Raw genomic sequence first — 19,779 nt, 5'->3', positions numbered from 1 at the left:
GCGGCTGACGAAGCGGGAGATTTCGATGCAGGCTCGGGATATCATGACGACGCCGGTGGTCACAATCACTGCCTCTGCCTCGGTCGCCGAAGCGGCCGATCTGATGCTGACCAGGAACATCCGCTGCCTGCCGGTCGTGGGAGAAGATGGATCGCTGGTTGGCATCATCAGCGAAGGCGATTTCCTGCGCCGGGGCGAGCTTGGCACCAGACGTGCGCGGCCTCGCTGGCTGGAGGTTCTTCTCGGTCCAGGCAAGCTCGCCGACGAGTATGTCCGTTCGAGCGGCCGGCGGGTGGACGAGGTTATGACCGCCGGCCTCGTTTCGGCAGCGCCCGGCGCCTCGCTCGCCGAGATCGTCGAGCTCATGGCGACCCACGACATCAAGAACGTCCCTATCCTTGATGCGGGCGAGATCGTCGGCATCGTCAGCCGCTCCGATCTGATGCGTACTCTCCTTCGCACTCTGCCCAAATCAGGCGCTGCGACCGTCGACGACGAGGTCATCCGCAGGAACATTCTCGCCGAGTTGCGGGGGCAATCCTGGAGCGTCAGTGGCGACCTTATCGGCGTCACCGTCAAGAAAGGAGAGGTCGAGCTGAATGGCGCTATTTTCGACGAGCGCCAGCGAAAGGCGGCTGTCGTTGCCGCGGAGAACGTGGCCGGGGTCAAGACAGTCACCGACAAGCTCTTCTGCGCCGGACCGTTGTCGGTCTTGCTCCTCTCCTGACGAGGGTCGGCGTTTACGCCCGATGGGCGTCCCGACCGTGGGCTGCATCGCGAACGGCGCGCTCAGGGCTCCCAGCGTCAAGGTTCAATCAACGGACGGACTGCAATCGAGCGATCAAGTCGCTATTGCGGCAATAGGCCGGCGGATGATCGGCATGCGCGGTTTCGTCGAGCCAGGCGGCGCATTCGTCCTGGTGGCCGCAAGACCGGCACCGATCGACGGCACGACTGGTGACGGCTGCGTGATCCGCCACAACTTTCAGCTGCCTCTCGACGCCCATCTTCTGCATCATGCGTTCCATCAAGGCGGTTCTAGCGTCGGCCCCGAGCAGATATTCGAGAAAGCTCATGTGGTCACACTCCTCGGACCGCAAATCATTGCCATGTCAGCGGCGTGCGACATTGATCTCGATCAACGAGCGACCAGTAGGGGCGCTCAACATGACCAGGAGAGCGGCTGGCCGATCGCGACCGGCTCGCCATGGCTGCTGGCTGGTCTGTGCCATCTGCCGCTCCGGTCGCCATGATGGCAAAGTCAATTCGAAAACAGGCGGCTGATATCGCTCTCGCCAATCAGCGAGCGCGTGATACCGCCAAAGGCCCATTCCCTGAGCCGGCTATGACCATAGGCGCCGCAGACGATCAGATCGGCGTTGACAGAGCGAGCAAACGCCATCAGCCCCTCGCCATTCGCGGTACCGGCGATCACTTCGGTTCGCGCCATGACGCCATGCTGCTCCAGAAACACCGCGACGTCGGCGAGGCTGTCTCGAACATCCGTTCCCGGGGCGGCTTCCATTGTGGCGACTACAACCTTTTTGGCCTTGGCAAGGAGCGGCAAGGCATCGGACAAGGCTCGTCGTGCTTCCCGACTGTCCTTCCAGGCGACCAGCACGGTTTTCCCAAGCAGGTGTTCGGCATTGCCCGCCGCAACCAGCACCGGGCGACCGGCCCCGAGCACCAGGCCTCCTACATCGAGGGCTCGGAACACATCATCGCTGCCATTGGCGGTCACGATGAGATCGGCTGAGCGGGCTGCCAGCCCCAAAGCGCGAGTCGGACCGCAAATATGCTGTTTCCATTCGCTGCTGATGGAGTGCGGTACGAGCTTCTCAAAGCTATCGCGCAGCTCGGCAAGACGCTTCTCGATCTCCTGCCGTTTGACCTGCATGACCTCGCCTTCGTAGACCAGGCCTTCACCCGTGGCCACCAAGGGCGGAACGTCCGCGGCGGCGAAACCGACGAGGTGAGCGTCAAAGCGATGCGCCATTTCTGCCGCAAGCTTCACGATTGGCGCTGGATCCGCATCGACGGCCAAGTTGACGACAATCGTTTTGTAGGACATGCGGCACCTTCAGGAGATGATCATCGATTGATGAGTGCCATTCCGCGAGGTGCATGACCTTGATGCTAGTCAAACTCCGGTAGCTCCATGTTTGCGAATGCCTGTGCGAGTGCTAAACCATCGATCGCCAGTGTTCCTTCAGATGCAGAATGGATGTGACCCAGAAGAACCCAGCTTCCGCGGAAACCATCGCCGAAGCGGCCGCTTCGCCTGGCGGCGTGTCGCGAGGTGGTGATTTGCCGGAACGTGCGCTGCTTGCATCGATGTTCGAGCAGGCGCCGGGTTTTATGACGTTGCTCAGGGAGCCCGGGCACGTGTTCGAGCTGGCGAATGCCGCCTACGAGCGAATGGTCGGCCAGCGAAACATCCTTGGCAGATCGATGCGTGAAGCCTTTCCCGATCTCGAAGGCCAAGGCTTCTTCGAATTGCTGGACCGCGTCTATGAGACCGGCGAACCCTACGTGGGCCGAAGCGTCAAGGTCGTCTATCGGAACGTCGAAACGGGCGTTGCGGAAGAACGCATCCTCGACTTCGTCTATCAGCCAATCAGGGCGAAGGACGGCCGGATCACGGCGATATTCGTTCAAGGCACGGACGTCAGCGAGCTGTCCTTCGCCAATGCCGCGCTGCAGATGCGAGAGGATCACCTGCGTTCGATCCTGGCGACGGTGCCCGATGCCATGGTCGTCATCGACGAGAGCGCCAATATCCAATCCTTCAGCACCGCCGCGGAGACGTTGTTCGGTTACAAGGCCAGCGAGGTCATCGGTCAAAACGTCAAATTGCTGATGCCCTCACCGTACCGGGAAGAGCATGATGCATACATGCAGCGTTACCTGACGACCGGTGAGCGGCGCATCATCGGGATAGGGCGCACGGTAACCGGGATGCGCAAGGACGGATCGACCTTTCCGATGGAGCTCGCTGTCGGCGAAATGCATCCGGGAACAGGCCGCTTCTTCACCGGCTTCTGTCGCGACCTGACGGAACGCCACAAAACCGAAGCCAGGATGCAGGAGCAGCAGCAGGAATTGCTGCATATGGCACGTTTCACCGCGCTCGGCGAAATGGCCTCGACATTGGCGCATGAGATAAACCAGCCGCTGACGGCCATCACGAACTACCTGAAGGGCAGCCGGCGCCTGCTCGAGAAAAGCAGTGACGAGAACGCGGCTATGTTGCGGGAGGCTGTCGGAAAGGCCGCGGAACAGGCCTTGCGTGCCGGCGACGTCATTCGTCGTCTCAGGGACTTCGTTGCCAGGGGTGAAAGCGAGCGCCAGGTCGAACACTTGCCATCGCTTATCGAGGATGCCTCATCGCTCGCTCTGGTCGGCGCGAGGGAGGCCGACGTACGCGTCACATACGATCTCGACCCGGCGGCCGAGCTGGTTCTGAGCGATCGAATTCAGATCGAGCAGGTGCTGCTCAATCTCATGAGAAACGCCGTGGAGGCTATGCAGGGCATGCCGCGCCGGGAGTTGCGCGTCTCTACGACCTCTCGACATGACAGGATGGCAGAGGTCGGCGTGATCGACACCGGGCCTGGGCTGGCGCCGGAGGTCTCGGCCCAACTCTTCCAGCCCTTCATTACCACGAAGAAGCACGGAATGGGCGTGGGACTGTCTATTTGTCGCACTATCGTCGAGTCGCATGGTGGTCATATTTGGGCGGAGTCGATGCCCGATGGCGGAACGGCCTTCCGCTTCACTTTGCGCGCGGTAGAAAAGGAAGAGGTCGCTGGTGGCCAGTGATATCGTTCATGTCGTCGACGATGATGTCGACGTTCGCAAGTCGCTGGGTTTCCTGCTCGCGACAGCCGACTTTGCCGTGCGCCTCTACGAATCGGCAACTGCATTTCTGGCGACAGAGCCGAAGGAGCTCGAGGGTTGCATCGTTACCGACGTGCGCATGCCTGGCATCGACGGCATCGAGTTTCTGCGGCAACTGAAGACCCGTGGCCTTGGCGTGCCGGTGATCGTGATGACCGGGCACGCCGACGTCGCGCTGGCCGTCCAGGCGATGAAGGAGGGCGCCGCCGACTTCATCGAAAAGCCCTTCGACGACCAGGTGCTCATTGATGCGATTCGGTCCGCCTTGGACAATCGCAGCGAGCCCATTGCGACACATCCGCAATCAACCGATATCCGGAAGAACCTTGCCACTCTTTCGGAGCGCGAGCGCCAGGTGCTCGACGGGCTCGTCTCCGGCTTGCCGAACAAGACGATTGCCTATGATCTCGGGATCAGCCCGCGCACGGTTGAGATCCATCGTGCCAATGTCATGAGCAAGATGGGAGCGGGCAGCCTCTCGCATCTGGTACGAATGGCCTTGATCGCTGAGCCCAAACATTAAGAAAAGTGCGCCGCGGTTCCGTCCGGAACTGCCACCTAGAGCATGATGCCGAAAAGTGTGGAGCGGTTTTCGGACGACATCATGCCCTATCTCTTTGATTTAGACATGGTTCCAACCGAAGCGGTACTGTCTTTTGGCAGATCCCAGTCGCGCCAGTGGGTCGGCCGGATATCGACGCGAATGCCGGTAACGGCATTCCGCCAGCCCTCCCGGTCCTTTTCGCAGGGAAATATTACGGCGTGCAAGCCTTCCTCGTCCAGAACGGCTAGTTCGAGACTGCGGCCAAACGGAGCGCTTGCTATTGGATTCCACATCCAGCCAGCGTGGGTTGAAATGGGGTCCGGCGCTTTGATTTGAATCAGTTTTAGACGGCTTATGTCGAGGAACCTGCCTACCATGAGGCATCCGCGCGCCTCCCAATTTGACATAGCTCAAAGCGGCGCCTTCCCCTGTTTCGTAGGTTGACGTCCCAGCGGATCGAGCCCGTCGGGTCCGCGGCGTCACTTGCCGTATAGGAGCTCCATATGAACTATCAGCGGTTCTTCGAGGATGCGATCGACCAGCTCCACGCCGAGCGCCGCTACCGCGTTTTCGCCGACCTGGAGCGCATGGTGGGCAAGTTTCCGCGCGCCATCTGGCGTTCCAACGGCCGCGCCCAGGAAATCACCGTGTGGTGCTCCAACGACTATCTCGGCATGGGCCAGAACGAGGACGTGATTGCCGCCTTCCAGAACGCTGCCGGCAAGATGGGCTCGGGCGCCGGCGGCACCCGCAATATTTCCGGCACCTCCAACCCGCTGGTCGAGATCGAGCAGGAACTCGCCGACCTGCATGACAAGGAAGCAGCGCTGGTCTTCACCTCCGGCTTCGTCTCCAACGAGGCCTCGATCTCGACCATTGCCAGGCTTCTGCCCAACTGCCTGATCATCTCGGACGAGCTCAACCATGCCTCGATGATCGAGGGCGTGCGCCGCTCGGGCGCTGAAAAGAAGATTTTTCGCCACAATGACGTGGCGCATCTTGAGAGCCTCTTGCAGGCCGCGGGGCGCGAGCGCGCCAAGCTGATCGTCTTCGAAAGCGTCTATTCGATGGACGGCGACATCGCGCCGATCAGAGAGATCGTCGAGCTCGCCGAACGCTACAACGCCATGACCTATATCGACGAGGTCCATGCGGTCGGCATGTACGGGCCGCGCGGCGGCGGCATCACCGAACGCGAAGGCCTGGCCGACCGCATCGACATCATCGAGGGCACGCTGGCCAAGGCGTTCGGCACGCTTGGCGGCTACATCGCCGGCACCAGCGCTGTCGTCGACGCGGTGCGCTCCTATGCGCCGGGCTTCATCTTCACCACGGCGCTGCCGCCGGCCATCGCCGCGGCCGCCACCACCTCGATCCGTCACCTCAAGCGCTCGCAGGCAGAACGCGACGCGCAGCAGCGCCAGGCGGCCAGGACCAAGCAGGTGCTTGCCGCGGCCGGGCTGCCGGTGATGGAATCGGCCACCCACATCGTGCCGGTGCTGGTCGGAGACCCCGAGCTTTGCAAGATGGCGAGCGACCGGCTGCTTGGCGTGCACGGCATCTACATCCAGCCGATCAACTATCCGACGGTACCGCGCGGCACCGAGCGGCTGCGCATCACGCCCACACCCTTCCATTCGGACGCGCTGATCGCCCAATTGCAGGATGCGCTGGTCGAGACCTGGGATGCGCTGGGCATTCCCTATGCCAGCTCCGGCCGTCCCGCCGTCGCCAAAAGCGACCGGATCATTCCGCTGCTGGTGAGCAACGCAGGCGGCTAGACTAGGGCGCGATTTGCGATCGGCTTCAGCGCCAATCCGGATTTGACCGGCGTCGAGGCTGCCAGGCCTCATTCGGCGTCGACCAAGCTGCGGCTGGGTTCTCTAACAGCGCTCGTGATCGGCTCCATGGTGGGCTCAGGCGTCTTCAGCTTATCTCAGAACATGGCAGCCGGCGCCGGCCCGCTTGCGATCCTATGCGCGTTGTTCCCCATGCTTTGAGCGAGGTCAAAGATCGTCGCACCGATCGGGATTACAAGGGCGCGGATTTCCTTTCCTGGCGGCCCATGGGTATCGTCGACGACAACATCAGCGCGGTACCCGGGCACGGCAAGCCATGGAGTTTGCTCGGCCGCGTGAGGGAACATCCGCTTGCGCGCGTCGGACCCGGTTTGATCACCGGAGTGGCCGACGACGATCCGAGCGGGATTGCGACCTATTCGCAGGCAGGCGCCCAGTTCGGTCTCAACATGCTTTGGACGATGCCGCTCTGCTTCCCGCTGATGGCGGCAGTCCAGTCGATGTGCGGCCGAATCGGCCGCGTTACGGGAAAGGGACTTGCCGCCAACATAAAGGCGCACTTCCCACCGTTCGTGGTCGTCTTCGTCGTTGCGCTGCTCGTTGTGGCGAACACGCTCAACATTGCTGCCGACATAGCTGCCATGGGCGAGGTCGCAGAGCTCGTAACCGGCATCAGCCGACACATCGCCACTCTGATCTTCACATTCGCGACGCTGGTCCTGCAGGTGTTCGTCCCATACCATCGCTATGTCGGTTTCCTCAAATGGCTGACGCTGTCGCTTCTTGCCTATGCCGCGGTGCTCTTCATGGTCCATGTGCCCTGGGGCGAGGTGGCGCTTCGCACCGTGTGGCCCAGATTGCCGATGAACGCCGAGACCGCCACCGTGGCGGTGGCGATCTTCGGCACGACGATCAGCCCCTATCTCTTCTTCTGGCAGGCTTCCGAGGAGGTCGAAGAGATGAAGGGCGGTCCTCCTCTAATCGAAGACGCGACCGGATCGGGGACTGAACTGCGCCGGTTGCGCTGGGACACCTGGAGCGGCATGTTCTATTCGGATGCGACGTCCTATTTCATCATCCTGGCAACCGCGGCAACGCTGAATGTTGCCGGTATCACGCACATCGAAACAGCCGCCCAGGCTGCCAGCGCCCTGCAGCCGCTGGCGGGCGATTTCGCCTTCGTGCTTTTTGCCGCCGGCATACTGGGAGTAGGATTGATCGGCGTGCCCGTCCTGGCGGGCTCGGCGGCTTACGCGCTGGCGGAGGCCATGGGATGGCAGGAGGGGCTGGAGCGCAAGGCGGGCGATGCGCGTGGCTTCTATGGCGTCATCGCGGTAAGCATCCTGGCGGCGCTGGCCATCCAATATCTGCCCATCAGCCCGATGAAGGCGCTGTTCTGGAGCGCCGTCATAAACGGCGTCGTCGCGGTGCCGCTCATGGTAGTGGTCATATTGCTGGCCTCAAGCCGATCGGTCATGGGCTCTTTCACGTCCGGTTGGCCGATCGTCATGCTGGGCTGGATCGCGACGGCACTGATGGCCGGGGCATCGATCATGATGCTTTTGCCCGGCTAGGGCGTGATGTGTGAGGCGGTTTTCGGACGACATCATGCTCTATTGATACGGCTGTGAGCGGCTCCTTTTTCGGTGCATTGATCGAGATCAAATTCTTCCTGCCATAATTGGTCATATGTCTTGCGATCAGGCGCTTAGGGTGAATTCCGCTCGATGAAAAATGCCGTCGCGAGACTTGTCGACACGTGCAATGCCGAAAGAAGCAAGGGATCGGACTTTCCCACGATCTGGAGGAATGTGCTGAAGGCGCACCCTTGCGTGCGCGGGCAACCCGTTCAGGACAGCGCAGAGAGCGGCCCTATTTTGCGGGTCCCTCTGATTACCGGCCAGTTCCTCGTGTTCCTGGGTTCGCATTTCATCCTGTTATGAGCTGCGTACCAAAGCGGTCCCTGAATCTTCGCGGTCATGCCTTGCGTTCCTGCAGGATGTTGCCGCCGTCCACGACGAGAACGGCGCCGTTGACATAACTGGCTCCGTCGGACGCCAGGAACAGCACGGCCGCCGCGACTTCCTCGGGGCTGCCGGCGCGGCCAAGCGGCGTGTTGCGGGCAGCGGTCAGTTCCTCAGGCGTCGAGGCGCCCGTCGCGATCCATCCCGGTGCCACGGCATTGACCGTGACGCCGCTGCGGCCGACCTCCAGGGCAAGCGCGTGCGTCAGGCCGATCATGCCGGCCTTGGCCGCGGAGTAGGCGGCCTCGCCTTCATTGGATACGTAAGGCCCCGTCACCGATGCCATGTTGACGACGCGTCCATGGCCGCGCTGCACCATGCCGGCCAGAAATCCGCGCGTGCTTAAGAAAGCGGTTTTCAGGCTGACATCGATGCCGCGGTCCCAGTCGCTTTCGCTGAGGTCGAGAAACCGCCGCTGCAATGCCGGCTGGGCGATGGTGCCCATCCCGGCATTGTTGACGAGGACGTCGATCTCGCCGGCCTCGGAGCGTAAACGATCGACATCGCCCGAGAGCGTCAGGTCGGCCATGAAAGCGCGGACATCGAGCCCCTCCGCCCGCAGTTCCGCCGCGCGTTGCTCGACGCGTGCGGACGAAGCGGTGATGGTGACCGAAACACCGGCCTCGGCCAACGCCCGCGCGATCGCCACGCCGATGCCGTCGGCGGCGCCCGCGCCGGTCACCAGTGCCTTGCGGGATTTGCGAAACACGATCATTTCCCCTCCACGATTAGAACGCCGGCATGCCGGCGCAGGCACTCATATCCGCGATGAAACCGATCCCGCGCTGGGTTCAATAACCGGCACTGACGCCGAAATCGATCGAAAGCGCGGCCCCGGTGATCGGCGCCGCGCCCAGCTGGCACAGATAGTGGATGAAGGAAGCGATCTCCTCCACCTGGATGAACCTTGCCTTGTCCCCTTGCGGATAGTGCCCAAGGAGCCGGCGCTTGTAGCCGTCGGGGTCGTCCGCGCCATAGGTCTTGGCCTGATATTCGATCATCGGCGTTGCCGTGTCGCCGGGACAGACTGCGTTGACCCTGATGCCTTGCGGGGCGAGTTCCAGCGCGAGAGCCTTGGTCAAAAGCACCAGTCCGCCTTTTGAGGCGCAATACACGGCCGCCCCGTTATTTCCGACGATGCCGGCGTCGGATGCAATGTTGACGATCACGCCCTGCGCCGCCGACAGATGCGGTATGGCTGCCGAGATCAGGAAGAAGGCTCCCTTGAGATTGACGTCCAGCACCAGGTCCCACTGGTCTTCCTCGACATCGCGTGCCGGTCCCTCGAGCCAGACCCCGGCGGCGTTGACGAGAATGTCGATCGCACCGCCCCACTCCCTGGCCTTGCCCACCACGTCGCGGCAGGCAGCGACGGAGCGGATATCGAGCGGCAAGCCGATCGCGTCCGCCCCGGCCGCGGCAATCTTCGCCACGGCGCCGTCGAGCTTGGAGCCGGGAAGATCCGCGAGCACGATCCGCTCGCCGTCGGCGGCGAAACGCAGTCCGGTCGCCAGACCCATTCCTCCGGCGCCGCCGGCGATCAGAACCGTCCTTCCAGCCATTCGATAATCTCCGAAACGCAGCTCGGCAAAGGCAACCACATCATTGAGCCATGTCGCATGGACCAGCCAGGCAAAACAATGACCTCAGCACGCGATCATCCCAGCTCGAGCGTCGTGACGCCGAAAACCGTCGACTGGTTGTTGCCGGGCTTGCCGCCCTTGTACATGCGTGTCGTCGTGAACCCCGGAACCATGCCGGCGGCCTGCAGCGTGGCGGTGAATTGAACCTGGCCGGCCGGCACGTCGATATGCAATTCCTCGCCGGCAGTTGCGTCCGACAGGTCCGCCAGCATTGCCAGGGCAAGCTCCGTCCTGTCGGCGAACAGCGGCCCGACCTTGAAACCCTGCCTGCAACGGCGCGCCACGCCGTAGCCGGCAATGCCGTCCGATCGGGCTGAGAGCCGCGCAATCCGCGGCGGCCGCAGCCACTCGCCAAGGAAGGTCTCGCGCGGTGCTGGAAAGCACTTGCGATCGTAGGCGAAAATCTCAGCCGTGTCGCCGGCCGTCACGGGTCTTGTCTTGCCGCCCTCGGGCAAGCCGGATGGACCGCCGCTGTGGCGGACGGTCTCATAAGCAGGCACGAAGCCCATGCGCTGGTAGTTGGCCCGCTGCTCGGCCACCCCGTCGAGACCGATGATACGGTTGCTCAGACGCGCCATGCCGGCGTCCCAGACCGCCTTGCCGTGACCTTCGCCACGCCGGTCGGGCCGGCAGATGTAAAGGCCGATGAAGCCGAAGCCGGGGCCGTATACGACGGCCGAAATGCCGGCCACCATCTCGCCGCCGACAAAGGCGCCGATGAACCCTTGTGGATCCGCCGCCCGAAACGCCGCGGCATCGCCGGTGCCCGGATTCCAGCCTTCCTCCGCTGCCCAGCCAACAAGCGTTTCCACCTCGCTGGCGGTCAGCGTCCTGATTGTTCTCGGCATCGTTTCACTCAGGGTTGGCCATCACCGCCAGGATAGGCCGCCCTCCGCAGGCTGCAAAGGGCTGCGCGGATTCCTCGTCACGTTATCGATCGGCGCCGACCGGCGCGGCCGACGCCAGAGCGCATGTGTTGGAGACCGTCGCGATGGCCGACAGAATGCGGCATCCTTGAAGCGCGAATCCTGCAGGATTGTCTGCGGATCGGCACCAGGGACGGAGCCCGACCCGGGAGGCGCTCCCCGCAGCCCGATGGCGCGGAACCCATGCTCGTCTGGCGGGACTCGTCAATTCAGCGCAGGGCTGCGGGCCCGACTATTATTGGGACGGCTTTCCAGAACCGATGCAAAGAGTTAGCAACGAATTCACGGCCTGATCGTTCGTTGTTCCAATGGGCAACTGGACACGACCGGCGAAGACTGGGAATCTTCATTTGTCGTTGCTTGGAATCGCATGGAGTACCATAGGAAATGCCGCTGAATGCCGCAGAAATCGCCCGTCATCCGGCAGCGCTTCGCGGTGTCCAGGAGCAGTCCAAGGCGCTCATCCATATCTATCAAACGAGCCCGCGGCTGGCTGCCGTGTTTGCCACCCAGCAGCGCTGGCTGCTCGCTCATGTCGGCTTGGCTCTGCATTTCCGGCGCGATCCCAACGACCGCCGCACCGACATGACGATGGCGCGTTTCATCGACGTCGTGCGCCGCAATTCCGTGGCCAGCCGCAACACCGCCGAGGCCTTCGTCAAGGAGATGCTGCACTACAACATCGCCGAATATATTTCGGCCAGCGGTGATGGCCGCGCCCACCCGTTGCGGGTCACGGCGGGCACCATAGAGACCTTCACCGGCTGGATTTATGCGCATCTGAGGACGCTGGACCACATAGATGGCGCCAACCGGCTGGAAAACCTCCTCGAGCGACCCGAGATGCTGCCCACCTTGCAGCCGCTGATCGCCGATGGATTGCTGGCCAGCAGCGCAGTGCGGGAGCCTGGGCAGACTTTTTCATTGTTTATCTGGCTAAACAACGGCGGCATCATCATGGACTGGCTGATGTCCGGCATCGATCCTGAGGATGTTCATCTCGACAGGATACCGACCGGCGTCATCTCGGTCAGTGAATTCGCCCACTGGCTGAAGCTCTCACGCACCCATCTGGCGCGCAAACTATATGATGCCGAGGCGCTCGGCAGCATCGGCTGGATCGGCCAGCGCGGCCATTCCGTGATGTGGGTTTCGAGGGCTTTCTTCGACGAATACATGGCCGTCCAGGCAGCCAAGCTCGCCGTCGTCGACGAGGCCTTCGAAGCCTGTATCTCAGCTCTGAAGAATCGCTGACCGTCAAGACTCCGCCCGGCGCCGCGCAAGACCGGTGCCCGCGCTGGCGTCGCCGCGCAGGCGGTCAAGCTCGCCATCATCGACGCGGCTTTCGCCACAAGCATGACGCAGGCGACGGGGCTGGCCGCTTCTATCCGGCCTTCAGGATCGCGGAAAAACGCGGATCGAAGGCCCGGCTGATCGGCTCTGCCGCGGCGCCGACCGCGATCGCCCAGGGATCGGTGGTGCCCAGTTGCAGCCGTGGCAGGCGCCGGACGGGGCGATCCGCGATCGACGGCAGCAGCGGATGCATGGCCCGAAGCAGGAGCCGCGCGAGTGCTTCGGGCGCGCTGGAGGTGAGGATGACGGTTTGCGGATCGAAGATCGTTTCGATCAGATGCACGCTCCAGCGCAGGTCGGACCCGGCTCTTTCGACCCAGCCCATGACCCGCGGATCCTGCGCAAGCGCCAGTGCGCCGAGCGTCTCGTAAAGCCCCCTCTCGGTGGGGTCGAGGCCGAGATGCTGGTAGAGCGAGGCCAGCGACGCACGATGTTCGAGCGGCGTGGAACCGGGGCCGGCCGGCGAAAGCAGCGCCATGCCGACCTCGCCCGCATTGCCGTTGCCGCCGCTGTAGAGCTCGCCATTGAGGATCAGCCCGGCGGCTATGCCGTAACCAACATAAAGGCAGACGGCGTGATCGACGCCATGCGCCGCGCCGACGATCCGCTCCGCCGTCGCGCAGGCCGCCGCATCGTTCTGGAGGCCGACATCGAGCCCGGTGCCGGCCGCAAGCGCCTCCACCAGCGGAAATTGCTGCCAGGCCGGCATCATCCATTTGTTGTCGGGGTTCTTTAGCCCGAACGGTCCCGGCATGGCGACTCCCAATCCGACCAGTCGCCGCTCGGACTGGGCAAACAAGCAAGCCAGTTCGCGCCTGACGCGGTCGACCAGGCCGAGGATGATCCTGACGCCCGCCGAAGGCTCGTCGAACGGCAGCCCCGCCTCGGCGCGCGCGATCACCTTGCCGACGAGGTCGACCACCACCACGCGCGTCAGATGCCGGTCGATCTGCAGCCCGATGGCGAAGGCCCCTTCGGGAACCAACCGGTAGGGCGTGAAAGGTTGCCCCCTGCCCTTGCGCACCGCATCCAGCGCCACGACCAGGCCATCGCGCTCGAGATCCTCGATGATGTTGGAAACCGCTTGCTTGGTAAGCTGCGTCGCCCGCGCCAGGTCGGCGCGCGACAGCGCGCCGTTGAGCCGCAGCGCTTCGATCATGACGCGGCGGTTGTGGGCGCTCGTTCCCTCCTGGTTGGTGCCGCTTTTGGCGCGGATCGGGCTGATGTCGTGCACCGTCGTTTCCCCTCTTGACTCCATTAAAGGATTGATCGACTAATTAAGTCAAGCGAATTGACTTAATAGGGGACATCCGCGCGGTTCTACAAAAAGACGGCAAAAGCTTTCGAGCTCCGCCGCACGCCGTTGGGGATGGATCCGGTCAGACGCGATGCGAATTCGAGAAAGCGGCACAGCCTTGGCCGCCCACTCGCAGCCGTCGAAAATGGGAGAAAGACAAATGCTGAAATCGATCGGTAAGACACTTTTGGGCGCGGTGTTCGTTGGCGGGCTGCTCGTCCCCCACGCCTTTGCTGAAACAACCTTGAACGCGCTCTTCATGGCGCAGGCCGCCTATAGCGAGGCCGACGTGCGCTCGATGACGGAGGCCTTCGCCAAGGCCAATCCGGACATCAAGGTCAACCTCGAATTCGTTCCCTATGAAGGCCTGCACGACAAAACCGTGCTCGCCCAAGGATCCGGCGGCGGCTACGACGTGGTGCTGTTCGACGTCATCTGGCCGGCCGAATACGCGACCAACAAGGTGCTGGTCGACGTGTCCTCGAAGATCACCGATGACATGAAGAAGGGCGTTCTGCCCGGGGCCTGGACCACCGTCCAGTATGACGGCAAGTACTATGGCATGCCGTGGATCCTCGACACCAAATACCTGTTCTACAACAAGGAAATCCTGGAAAAGGCAGGTATCAAGGCGCCGCCGAAGACCTGGGAAGAGCTCGGCCAGCAGGCCAAGATCATTCAGGACAAGGGCTTGCTGAAGACGCCGATCGCCTGGAGCTGGTCGCAGGCCGAAGCCGCCATCTGCGACTACACCACGCTGGTCAGCGCCTATGGCGGCGACTTCCTCAAGGAAGGCAAGCCCGACTTCCAGAACGGCGGCGGCCTCTCGGCGCTGAAATACATGGTCGACAGCTACAAGTCGGGCCTGACCAACCCGAACTCCAAGGAATTCCTCGAAGAGGACGTGCGCAAGGTGTTCGAGAACGGCGACGCCGCTTTCGCGCTGAACTGGACCTACATGTACAACATGGCCAATGATCCGAAGGACTCCAAGGTCGCGGGCAAGGTCGGCGTCGTGCCGGCGCCGGGCGTTGCCGGCACCAGCGAGGTCTCGGCCGTCAACGGCTCGATGGGCCTTGGCGTCACGGCGGTGTCGAAGCACCAGGACGAAGCCTGGAAATATATCGAGTTCATGACCTCGCAGGCGACGCAGAACCAGTATGCCAAGCTCTCGCTGCCGATCTGGGCCTCGTCCTATGACGACCCGGCCGTCACCAAGGGCCAGGAAGAACTGATCGCCGCCGCCAAGCTCGGTCTTGCCGCGATGTATCCGCGCCCGACCACGCCGAAATACCAGCAGCTATCGACGGCGCTGCAGCAGGCGATCCAGGAATCGCTGCTCGGCCAGGCGACGCCGGAAGACGCGCTCAAGACCGCTGCCGAAAACAGCGGCCTCTGATCTGGCGTTCCCCGACGGGCGGGCGGCCTCAAAATACGAGTGCCGCCCGTGCTATTTCTAACCGGATGAAGGAAGAGAGGCGCCTCTGATGTCGGGCACCTGGATGACGACGCGTGCGTGGCTGTTGATGCTGCCGCTTCTGGTGATCATGGTGGCCGTCATCGGCTGGCCGTTGGTCGATACTGTCAGGCTTTCCTTCACCGACGCCCAGCTGGTCGGTACGGCGGGCAACTATGTCGGCTTCGACAATTACACCAAGATGCTGACGAGCTCGAATTTCACCCGCACGCTGACCACCACCACTTGGTTCGCGGTCATCTCGGTCGCCGCCGAGATGGTGCTCGGCGTCCTTGCGGCTCTCCTGCTCAATCAGGAATTCCGCGGCCGCGCCGTGCTGCGCGGCCTGATGATCCTGCCCTGGGCGCTGCCCACCGTCGTCAACGCGACGCTCTGGCGGCTGATCTACAATCCCGAATATGGCGCGCTGAACGCGGCGCTGACGCAGCTCCATATCATAGACGATTACCGCTCCTGGCTAGGTGAGCCTGGAACGGCCCTGGCGGCGCTGATCGTCGCCGACTGCTGGAAGAATTTCCCGCTGGTCGCGCTGATTGCGCTGGCCGCCCTGCAGGCCGTGCCGCGCGACATCACCGCCGCGGCGCTCGTCGACGGCGCCGGCCCGTTCAACCGCTTCCGCTTCGTCATCCTGCCCTATCTTGCAGGCCCGCTCATGGTGGCGCTGGTGCTGCGCACCATCGAGGCGTTCAAGGTCTTCGACATCATCTGGGTGATGACACGCGGCGGTCCGGCCAACAGCACGCGCTCGCTGTCGATCCTCGTCTACCAGGAAGCCTTCTCCTTCCAGCGCGCCGGTTCCGGCGCCTCGCTGGCGCTGATCGTCACCCTGCTCGTCACCGTGCTCGCCGTCGCCTATGCGACGCTGGTCAAGAAGACCGCCGGGAGCGCGGCCTGATGGAACGCAAGAGCTCTGTCTTCACTGCTTTTATCTACGTCTGCGCCATTCTGCTCGCCGCCGTAATCCTGGCGCCGCTCGCCTGGCTCTTCATCATGAGCATATCGCCGGCCGCCGACCTCGCCGCCAAGCCGCTGCGCTGGTGGCCGCAGGCGGCCGACTTCTCCCGTTACACGCAGCTTATATCGAGGGCCGAGAACAGCGCCGGCGCCGCCTTCACGTCATCGCTGCGCAACAGCCTGGAGGTCGCCGGCATGGCGACGCTGGCAGCGATCGTCCTTGCCGTGCCGGCCGGCTGGGCCGTCTCGCGCACGCCTTCGGTCGGCTGGTCGCTGTCGATGGTGATCGCCACCTACATGCTGCCGCCGGTGGCCCTCTCCGTCCCGCTTTACATGGGTCTCTCCTATCTCGGCCTGCTCAACAACGTCTTCGGCCTGGCGCTGATCTATCTGACGATCCTCGCGCCCTTCACCACCTGGCTGATGAAATCGGGGTTCGATTCCATCCCGCGCGAAATCGAGGCCGCGGCGATGATCGACGGGGCGGGACTGCTCCAGACCTGGCGCATCATCACCTTGCCGCTGGCCGCGCCCGTGGTGGCGACGTCGGCGCTGTTTGCCGTGCTGCTTGCCTGGGACGAATTCTTCTATGCCCTGCTCTTCACCTCGGACCAGCGGGCAAAGACGCTGACGGTCGCCATCGCCGATCTCGCCGGCGGCCGCGTCTCCGACTATGGACTGATCGCCACCGCCGGCGTGCTTGCGGCCTTGCCGCCGGTGCTGATCGGCCTCGTCATGCAACGCGCGCTGATCTCGGGTCTGACCAGCGGCGGAGTGAAAGGATAATCATGATTGCGCAAAAGAACCGCCCGGCAGGGCTTGTCGCGATCGACCGCGAGATGGCACGCCAGCATGAGGATGCGCTTGCCTCGTTCGCCAGCAATCGAGAAGTAGCTGCCGAGGTCGCTGCCTCGATCAGCAAGAACGGCAGGCTCCTCCTGCTCGGCATGGGCGCCTCGCATGCCGTCGCCCGCGCCGTCGAGCCGCTCTATCGCGCGCATGGCATCGATGCCATCGCGCTGCCGCTGTCGGAGCAGCTCGGCCAGCCGCTGCCGCTGACCGGCAAGACGGTGATCGTCACCTCTCAATCCGGCGAAAGCGCCGAGGTGTTGCGCTGGTTTGCCGAGACCGGCGATCGCACGGAGACCTTCGGTCTGACGCTGGAGGAAGGCTCCTTCCTCGGCCGCACAGTGCCTTGCCTCGTCGGCGCCGGCGGTAGCGAGCTTGCCTTTGCCGCGACCCGCAGCCTGACCGTGACCTTCGCCCTGCATCTCGCCATCCTGACTGCGCTAGGCGACGATCCCGCCGGCGCGCTCGCCGGGCTCAATGCGCCCCAGGCGGTCGAGATCGATGCCGCGCTCGCGGCGCTGAGGATGGTCACGACCATCGTCACTTCCGGCCGCAAGCTTCAAGGCGTGGCTGAAGCCCTTGCGCTCGGCTTCACCGAACTGTCGCGCCTGCCTTGTTTCTCGCTCGAAGGCGGTCAGTTGCGCCACGGGCCGATGGAGATGCTGGGTCCAAGCATTGGCGTCGTGCTCTTCCGCGGCGACGACCCGACCGCCGACCTCGTCACCGCCATGGCCGTTTCAGTGGTCGAGACCGGGGCGCCGCTGATCGTATTCGACGCTTCGGGCAAACCGCCGGTCGCAGGCGCCGCGACACTCGCCTTCAGACCCGCCTCTGGGCTGGCGGCGATCTTTGCCATGCTGCCGGTGGCGCAGCGCCTGATGATCGCCTTCGCCGATTCCCGCGTCGAGAATGCCGGAACGCCGGTGCGCACCACCAAGATAACCAGGAGCGAATGATGCGGCCGCTCGCGGTGATCGGCAACGTCAACGTCGATCTGATCGTTGGGCCGGTCGCGCCCTGGCCGAAGGCGGGCACGGAGACCGTCGTCGATCATGACGACCTGCGCGTCGGCGGCCAGGCCGGCAACACCGCACTTGCCTGGCAGGCGCTGGGCATCGATTTCGACATCGCCGCCAATCTCGGCGATGACCAGTTCGGGCGCTGGCTGCGCGAGGCATTCGGGAGCCGCGCCGCGAGATGGCCGGTCCATACGGAGGGCACGACGCTGTCGGTCGGTATGACCCATCCGGACGGCGAACGCACCTTCTTCACCACCCGCGGTCACCTGCCGCGCTTCAACCTCGACGACGTGCTTTCGGTTCTGGACGGCAGGCGGCTTTCCGGTGGCTATGCGCTGCTCTGCGGCTCCTTCCTGACCGACGACCTGACGCGCCAGTACGAGGCTTTTTTCGACTGGGCGGAGGCACACCGCATCGCCGTCGCGCTCGACACCGGCTGGCCGATGGACGGCTGGACGGCGCAAAATTGTGCCGCGGCGCGCGCTTGGCTGTCGCGTTGCGAGCTTGCGCTCTTCAACGAGGTCGAGACGACGACGCTGGCGGGGTTGAAGGATCCCACGGACGCGGCACGCAAGATCCGCGACGGCATGAAAAAAGCCGCGACCGTGGTCGTCAAGCGCGGACCCGAGGGCGCGATCGCTATCGGCCCGGACGGCCAGCTCATCGATGCGACCGCGCCACGCGTCAACGTCGTCGACACGATCGGCGCCGGCGATGTCTTCAACGGCGCCTTTCTGGCGGCATTTGCTCGGGAGCACGCTCTGGCACGTTGCCTTGCAGCGGCTGTTCAGGTGGCATCGCGGGCCATTTCCACCCTGCCCCGCGACTATGGCGGGCCGATTTTCTTCGAGGAAGCCATCCATGAGCGCGCTTGAAATCCGCGATATCCGCAAGAATTACGGCAGCGTCGAAACGCTGAAAGGCATCGATGTCGCGCTCGAGAACGGCGAGTTCCTGGTGCTGCTGGGTTCCTCCGGCTGCGGCAAGTCGACCTTGCTCAACATCATCGCCGGCCTCGCCGAGGCGACCAGCGGCGACGTGTTGATCGGCGGCCGCTCGGTGCTTGGCGTGCATCCGAAGAACCGCGACATCGCCATGGTCTTCCAGTCCTACGCGCTCTATCCGAACCTGACGGTGAGCCGCAACATCGGCTTCGGGCTGGAGATGCGCAAGGTTCCCGTCGCCGAGCGCGACAAGGCGGTGCGCGAAGCGGCAAGGCTCCTGCAGATCGAGAACCTGCTCGACCGCAAGCCCGGCCAGCTCTCCGGCGGCCAGCGCCAGCGCGTTGCCATCGGCCGGGCGCTGGTGCGCAAGCCGCAGGTCTTCCTGTTCGACGAGCCGCTCTCCAACCTCGACGCCAAGCTGCGGCTCGAGATGCGCACCGAGCTGAAGCGCCTGCACGAGATGCTGCGCACCACCGTCGTCTACGTCACCCACGACCAGATCGAGGCGATGACGCTGGCGACCCGCGTCGCCGTCATGCGCGACGGTCGTATCGAACAGCTGGGCACCCCGGAAGAGATCTACAACCATCCGGCGACACTCTATGTGGCAGGCTTCGTCGGCGCGCCTGCGATGAACATGCTGGAAGCGGTTGTCGAGGACGGCAAGCTCGCCATTGCCGGCACGGATGCGCGGCTGGCGCTGCCGGCGCGCTACGCCAACGCAGGCCGCGGCGGTGCTCAGGTCATTGCCGGAGTGAGGCCGGAAGCGCTCCGGCTGGGGCCGGGCAGCGGCGCGGATCTGTCGCTGCCGGTCGAGATCGACGTCGTCGAACTGACCGGTCCCGAACAGGTCACCACGGCCCGGATCGGCGCGCAGAACTTGACGGCGACCTTGCCGCCACGCGCCCGCGTCGCCAAGGGTCAGCCATGCGCGTTCGTCTTCGATGCGGACGCGCTCCGCCTCTTCGATCCGGCCACCGGCAAGGCTTTCTGAGCAATCGCCCGCCTTCCGCCTGCACGATCTGATCGATAGTCGGGCCGGATCAGCTC

The 19,779-nt window shown here is 63.8% G+C and carries 18 protein-coding genes; 12 read left to right on the top strand and 6 right to left on the bottom strand.

Translation table 11 applies throughout. From position 1 onward, the window contains the following. Positions 1–25 precede the first annotated feature (25 nt). Positions 26–727 carry a CBS domain-containing protein gene (locus FJ425_RS15660; RefSeq protein ID WP_140632172.1) on the top strand — a complete coding sequence of 234 codons (702 nt, stop codon included), beginning with the start codon at positions 26–28 and terminating at the stop codon, positions 725–727. An 88-nt stretch (positions 728–815) separates the two neighbouring features. Here the strand turns inward: FJ425_RS15660 and FJ425_RS32025 are convergent, their stop codons facing one another. Together FJ425_RS32025 and FJ425_RS15650 are read right to left on the bottom strand one after the other, a co-directional pair. After that, the gene (locus FJ425_RS32025) at positions 816–1,007 is read right to left on the bottom strand and encodes a DUF6455 family protein (protein ID WP_246673396.1); all 192 of its coding nucleotides are present in this window, start codon (positions 1,005–1,007) and stop codon (positions 816–818) included. 254 nt (positions 1,008–1,261) lie between these two features. Further along, positions 1,262–2,071, bottom strand: coding sequence for a universal stress protein (locus FJ425_RS15650; protein WP_140632177.1), 810 nt, complete (start codon positions 2,069–2,071; stop codon positions 1,262–1,264). Positions 2,072–2,334: 263 nt separating this feature from the next. On the opposite strand from FJ425_RS15650, the gene FJ425_RS15645 reads away from it, so the two are divergent. From FJ425_RS15645 to FJ425_RS15620, 4 genes are all read left to right on the top strand, one after another. Continuing rightward, a complete protein-coding gene (locus FJ425_RS15645; protein WP_281405776.1) occupies positions 2,335–3,822 on the top strand; it encodes a PAS domain-containing sensor histidine kinase in 1,488 nt (495 codons plus the stop codon). Beyond that, positions 3,809–4,423: a response regulator FixJ gene (fixJ, locus tag FJ425_RS15640; protein ID WP_140632180.1), complete on the top strand. Its 615-nt coding sequence runs from the start codon at positions 3,809–3,811 to the stop codon at positions 4,421–4,423. Before FJ425_RS15645 ends, fixJ begins: the two co-directional genes overlap by 14 nt. A gap of 524 nt (positions 4,424–4,947) precedes the next feature. Continuing rightward, positions 4,948–6,225, top strand: a complete 1,278-nt coding sequence (hemA, locus tag FJ425_RS15630) for a 5-aminolevulinate synthase (protein WP_140632183.1) — start codon at positions 4,948–4,950, stop codon at positions 6,223–6,225. Positions 6,226–6,509: 284 nt separating this feature from the next. After that, the gene (locus tag FJ425_RS15620) at positions 6,510–7,817 is read left to right on the top strand and encodes a divalent metal cation transporter (RefSeq protein WP_140724694.1); all 1,308 of its coding nucleotides are present in this window, start codon (positions 6,510–6,512) and stop codon (positions 7,815–7,817) included. A 403-nt stretch (positions 7,818–8,220) separates the two neighbouring features. On the opposite strand, the gene FJ425_RS15615 is transcribed toward FJ425_RS15620, so the two are convergent. The 3 genes from FJ425_RS15615 to FJ425_RS15605 form a co-directional block, all read right to left on the bottom strand. Further along, positions 8,221–8,976 carry an SDR family NAD(P)-dependent oxidoreductase gene (locus FJ425_RS15615; RefSeq protein ID WP_246677948.1) on the bottom strand — a complete coding sequence of 252 codons (756 nt, stop codon included), beginning with the start codon at positions 8,974–8,976 and terminating at the stop codon, positions 8,221–8,223. Between the two features lie 82 nt (positions 8,977–9,058). Continuing rightward, entirely contained in the window at positions 9,059–9,829 is a 771-nt protein-coding gene (locus FJ425_RS15610) for an SDR family oxidoreductase (protein ID WP_140724689.1), read from the bottom strand. Positions 9,830–9,924: 95 nt separating this feature from the next. Continuing rightward, positions 9,925–10,758, bottom strand: coding sequence for a GNAT family N-acetyltransferase (locus FJ425_RS15605; protein WP_140724686.1), 834 nt, complete (start codon positions 10,756–10,758; stop codon positions 9,925–9,927). A gap of 465 nt (positions 10,759–11,223) precedes the next feature. On the opposite strand from FJ425_RS15605, the gene FJ425_RS15600 reads away from it, so the two are divergent. Next, positions 11,224–12,090, top strand: coding sequence for a hypothetical protein (locus FJ425_RS15600; RefSeq protein ID WP_140724683.1), 867 nt, complete (start codon positions 11,224–11,226; stop codon positions 12,088–12,090). Between the two features lie 130 nt (positions 12,091–12,220). Here FJ425_RS15600 and FJ425_RS15595 read toward each other — a convergent pair whose 3' ends face one another. Then, entirely contained in the window at positions 12,221–13,423 is a 1,203-nt protein-coding gene (locus FJ425_RS15595; RefSeq protein WP_140724680.1) for an ROK family transcriptional regulator, read from the bottom strand. A gap of 223 nt (positions 13,424–13,646) precedes the next feature. Between FJ425_RS15595 and FJ425_RS15590 the strand changes: the two genes are divergently transcribed. The 6 genes from FJ425_RS15590 to ugpC all read left to right on the top strand — a co-directional run bounded on the left by FJ425_RS15590 (position 13,647) and on the right by ugpC (position 19,723). Beyond that, the gene (locus FJ425_RS15590) at positions 13,647–14,885 is read left to right on the top strand and encodes an extracellular solute-binding protein (protein WP_140724678.1); all 1,239 of its coding nucleotides are present in this window, start codon (positions 13,647–13,649) and stop codon (positions 14,883–14,885) included. Between the two features lie 88 nt (positions 14,886–14,973). Beyond that, positions 14,974–15,858, top strand: coding sequence for a sugar ABC transporter permease (locus FJ425_RS15585; RefSeq protein WP_140541781.1), 885 nt, complete (start codon positions 14,974–14,976; stop codon positions 15,856–15,858). Further along, positions 15,858–16,703, top strand: coding sequence for a carbohydrate ABC transporter permease (locus FJ425_RS15580; RefSeq protein ID WP_140724676.1), 846 nt, complete (start codon positions 15,858–15,860; stop codon positions 16,701–16,703). Before FJ425_RS15585 ends, FJ425_RS15580 begins: the two co-directional genes overlap by 1 nt. Positions 16,704–16,705: 2 nt before the next feature. Further along, the gene (locus FJ425_RS15575) at positions 16,706–17,722 is read left to right on the top strand and encodes an SIS domain-containing protein (RefSeq protein ID WP_140632204.1); all 1,017 of its coding nucleotides are present in this window, start codon (positions 16,706–16,708) and stop codon (positions 17,720–17,722) included. Beyond that, on the top strand, positions 17,722–18,660 hold the full coding sequence (locus tag FJ425_RS15570; RefSeq protein WP_140632703.1) for a PfkB family carbohydrate kinase: 939 nt from the start codon (positions 17,722–17,724) through the stop codon (positions 18,658–18,660). The genes FJ425_RS15575 and FJ425_RS15570 overlap by 1 nt, the downstream gene beginning before the upstream one ends. After that, complete coding sequence (gene ugpC / locus FJ425_RS15565; protein ID WP_140632207.1) at positions 18,647–19,723, top strand: sn-glycerol-3-phosphate ABC transporter ATP-binding protein UgpC; 1,077 nt, start codon at positions 18,647–18,649, stop codon at positions 19,721–19,723. Before FJ425_RS15570 ends, ugpC begins: the two co-directional genes overlap by 14 nt. The last annotated feature ends 56 nt before the right edge of the window (positions 19,724–19,779 follow it).

This window comes from Mesorhizobium sp. B2-7-2, assembly GCF_006440775.1.
GTDB lineage: Bacteria > Pseudomonadota > Alphaproteobacteria > Rhizobiales > Rhizobiaceae > Mesorhizobium.
This window is presented reverse-complemented; position numbering and strand designations above follow the sequence as displayed.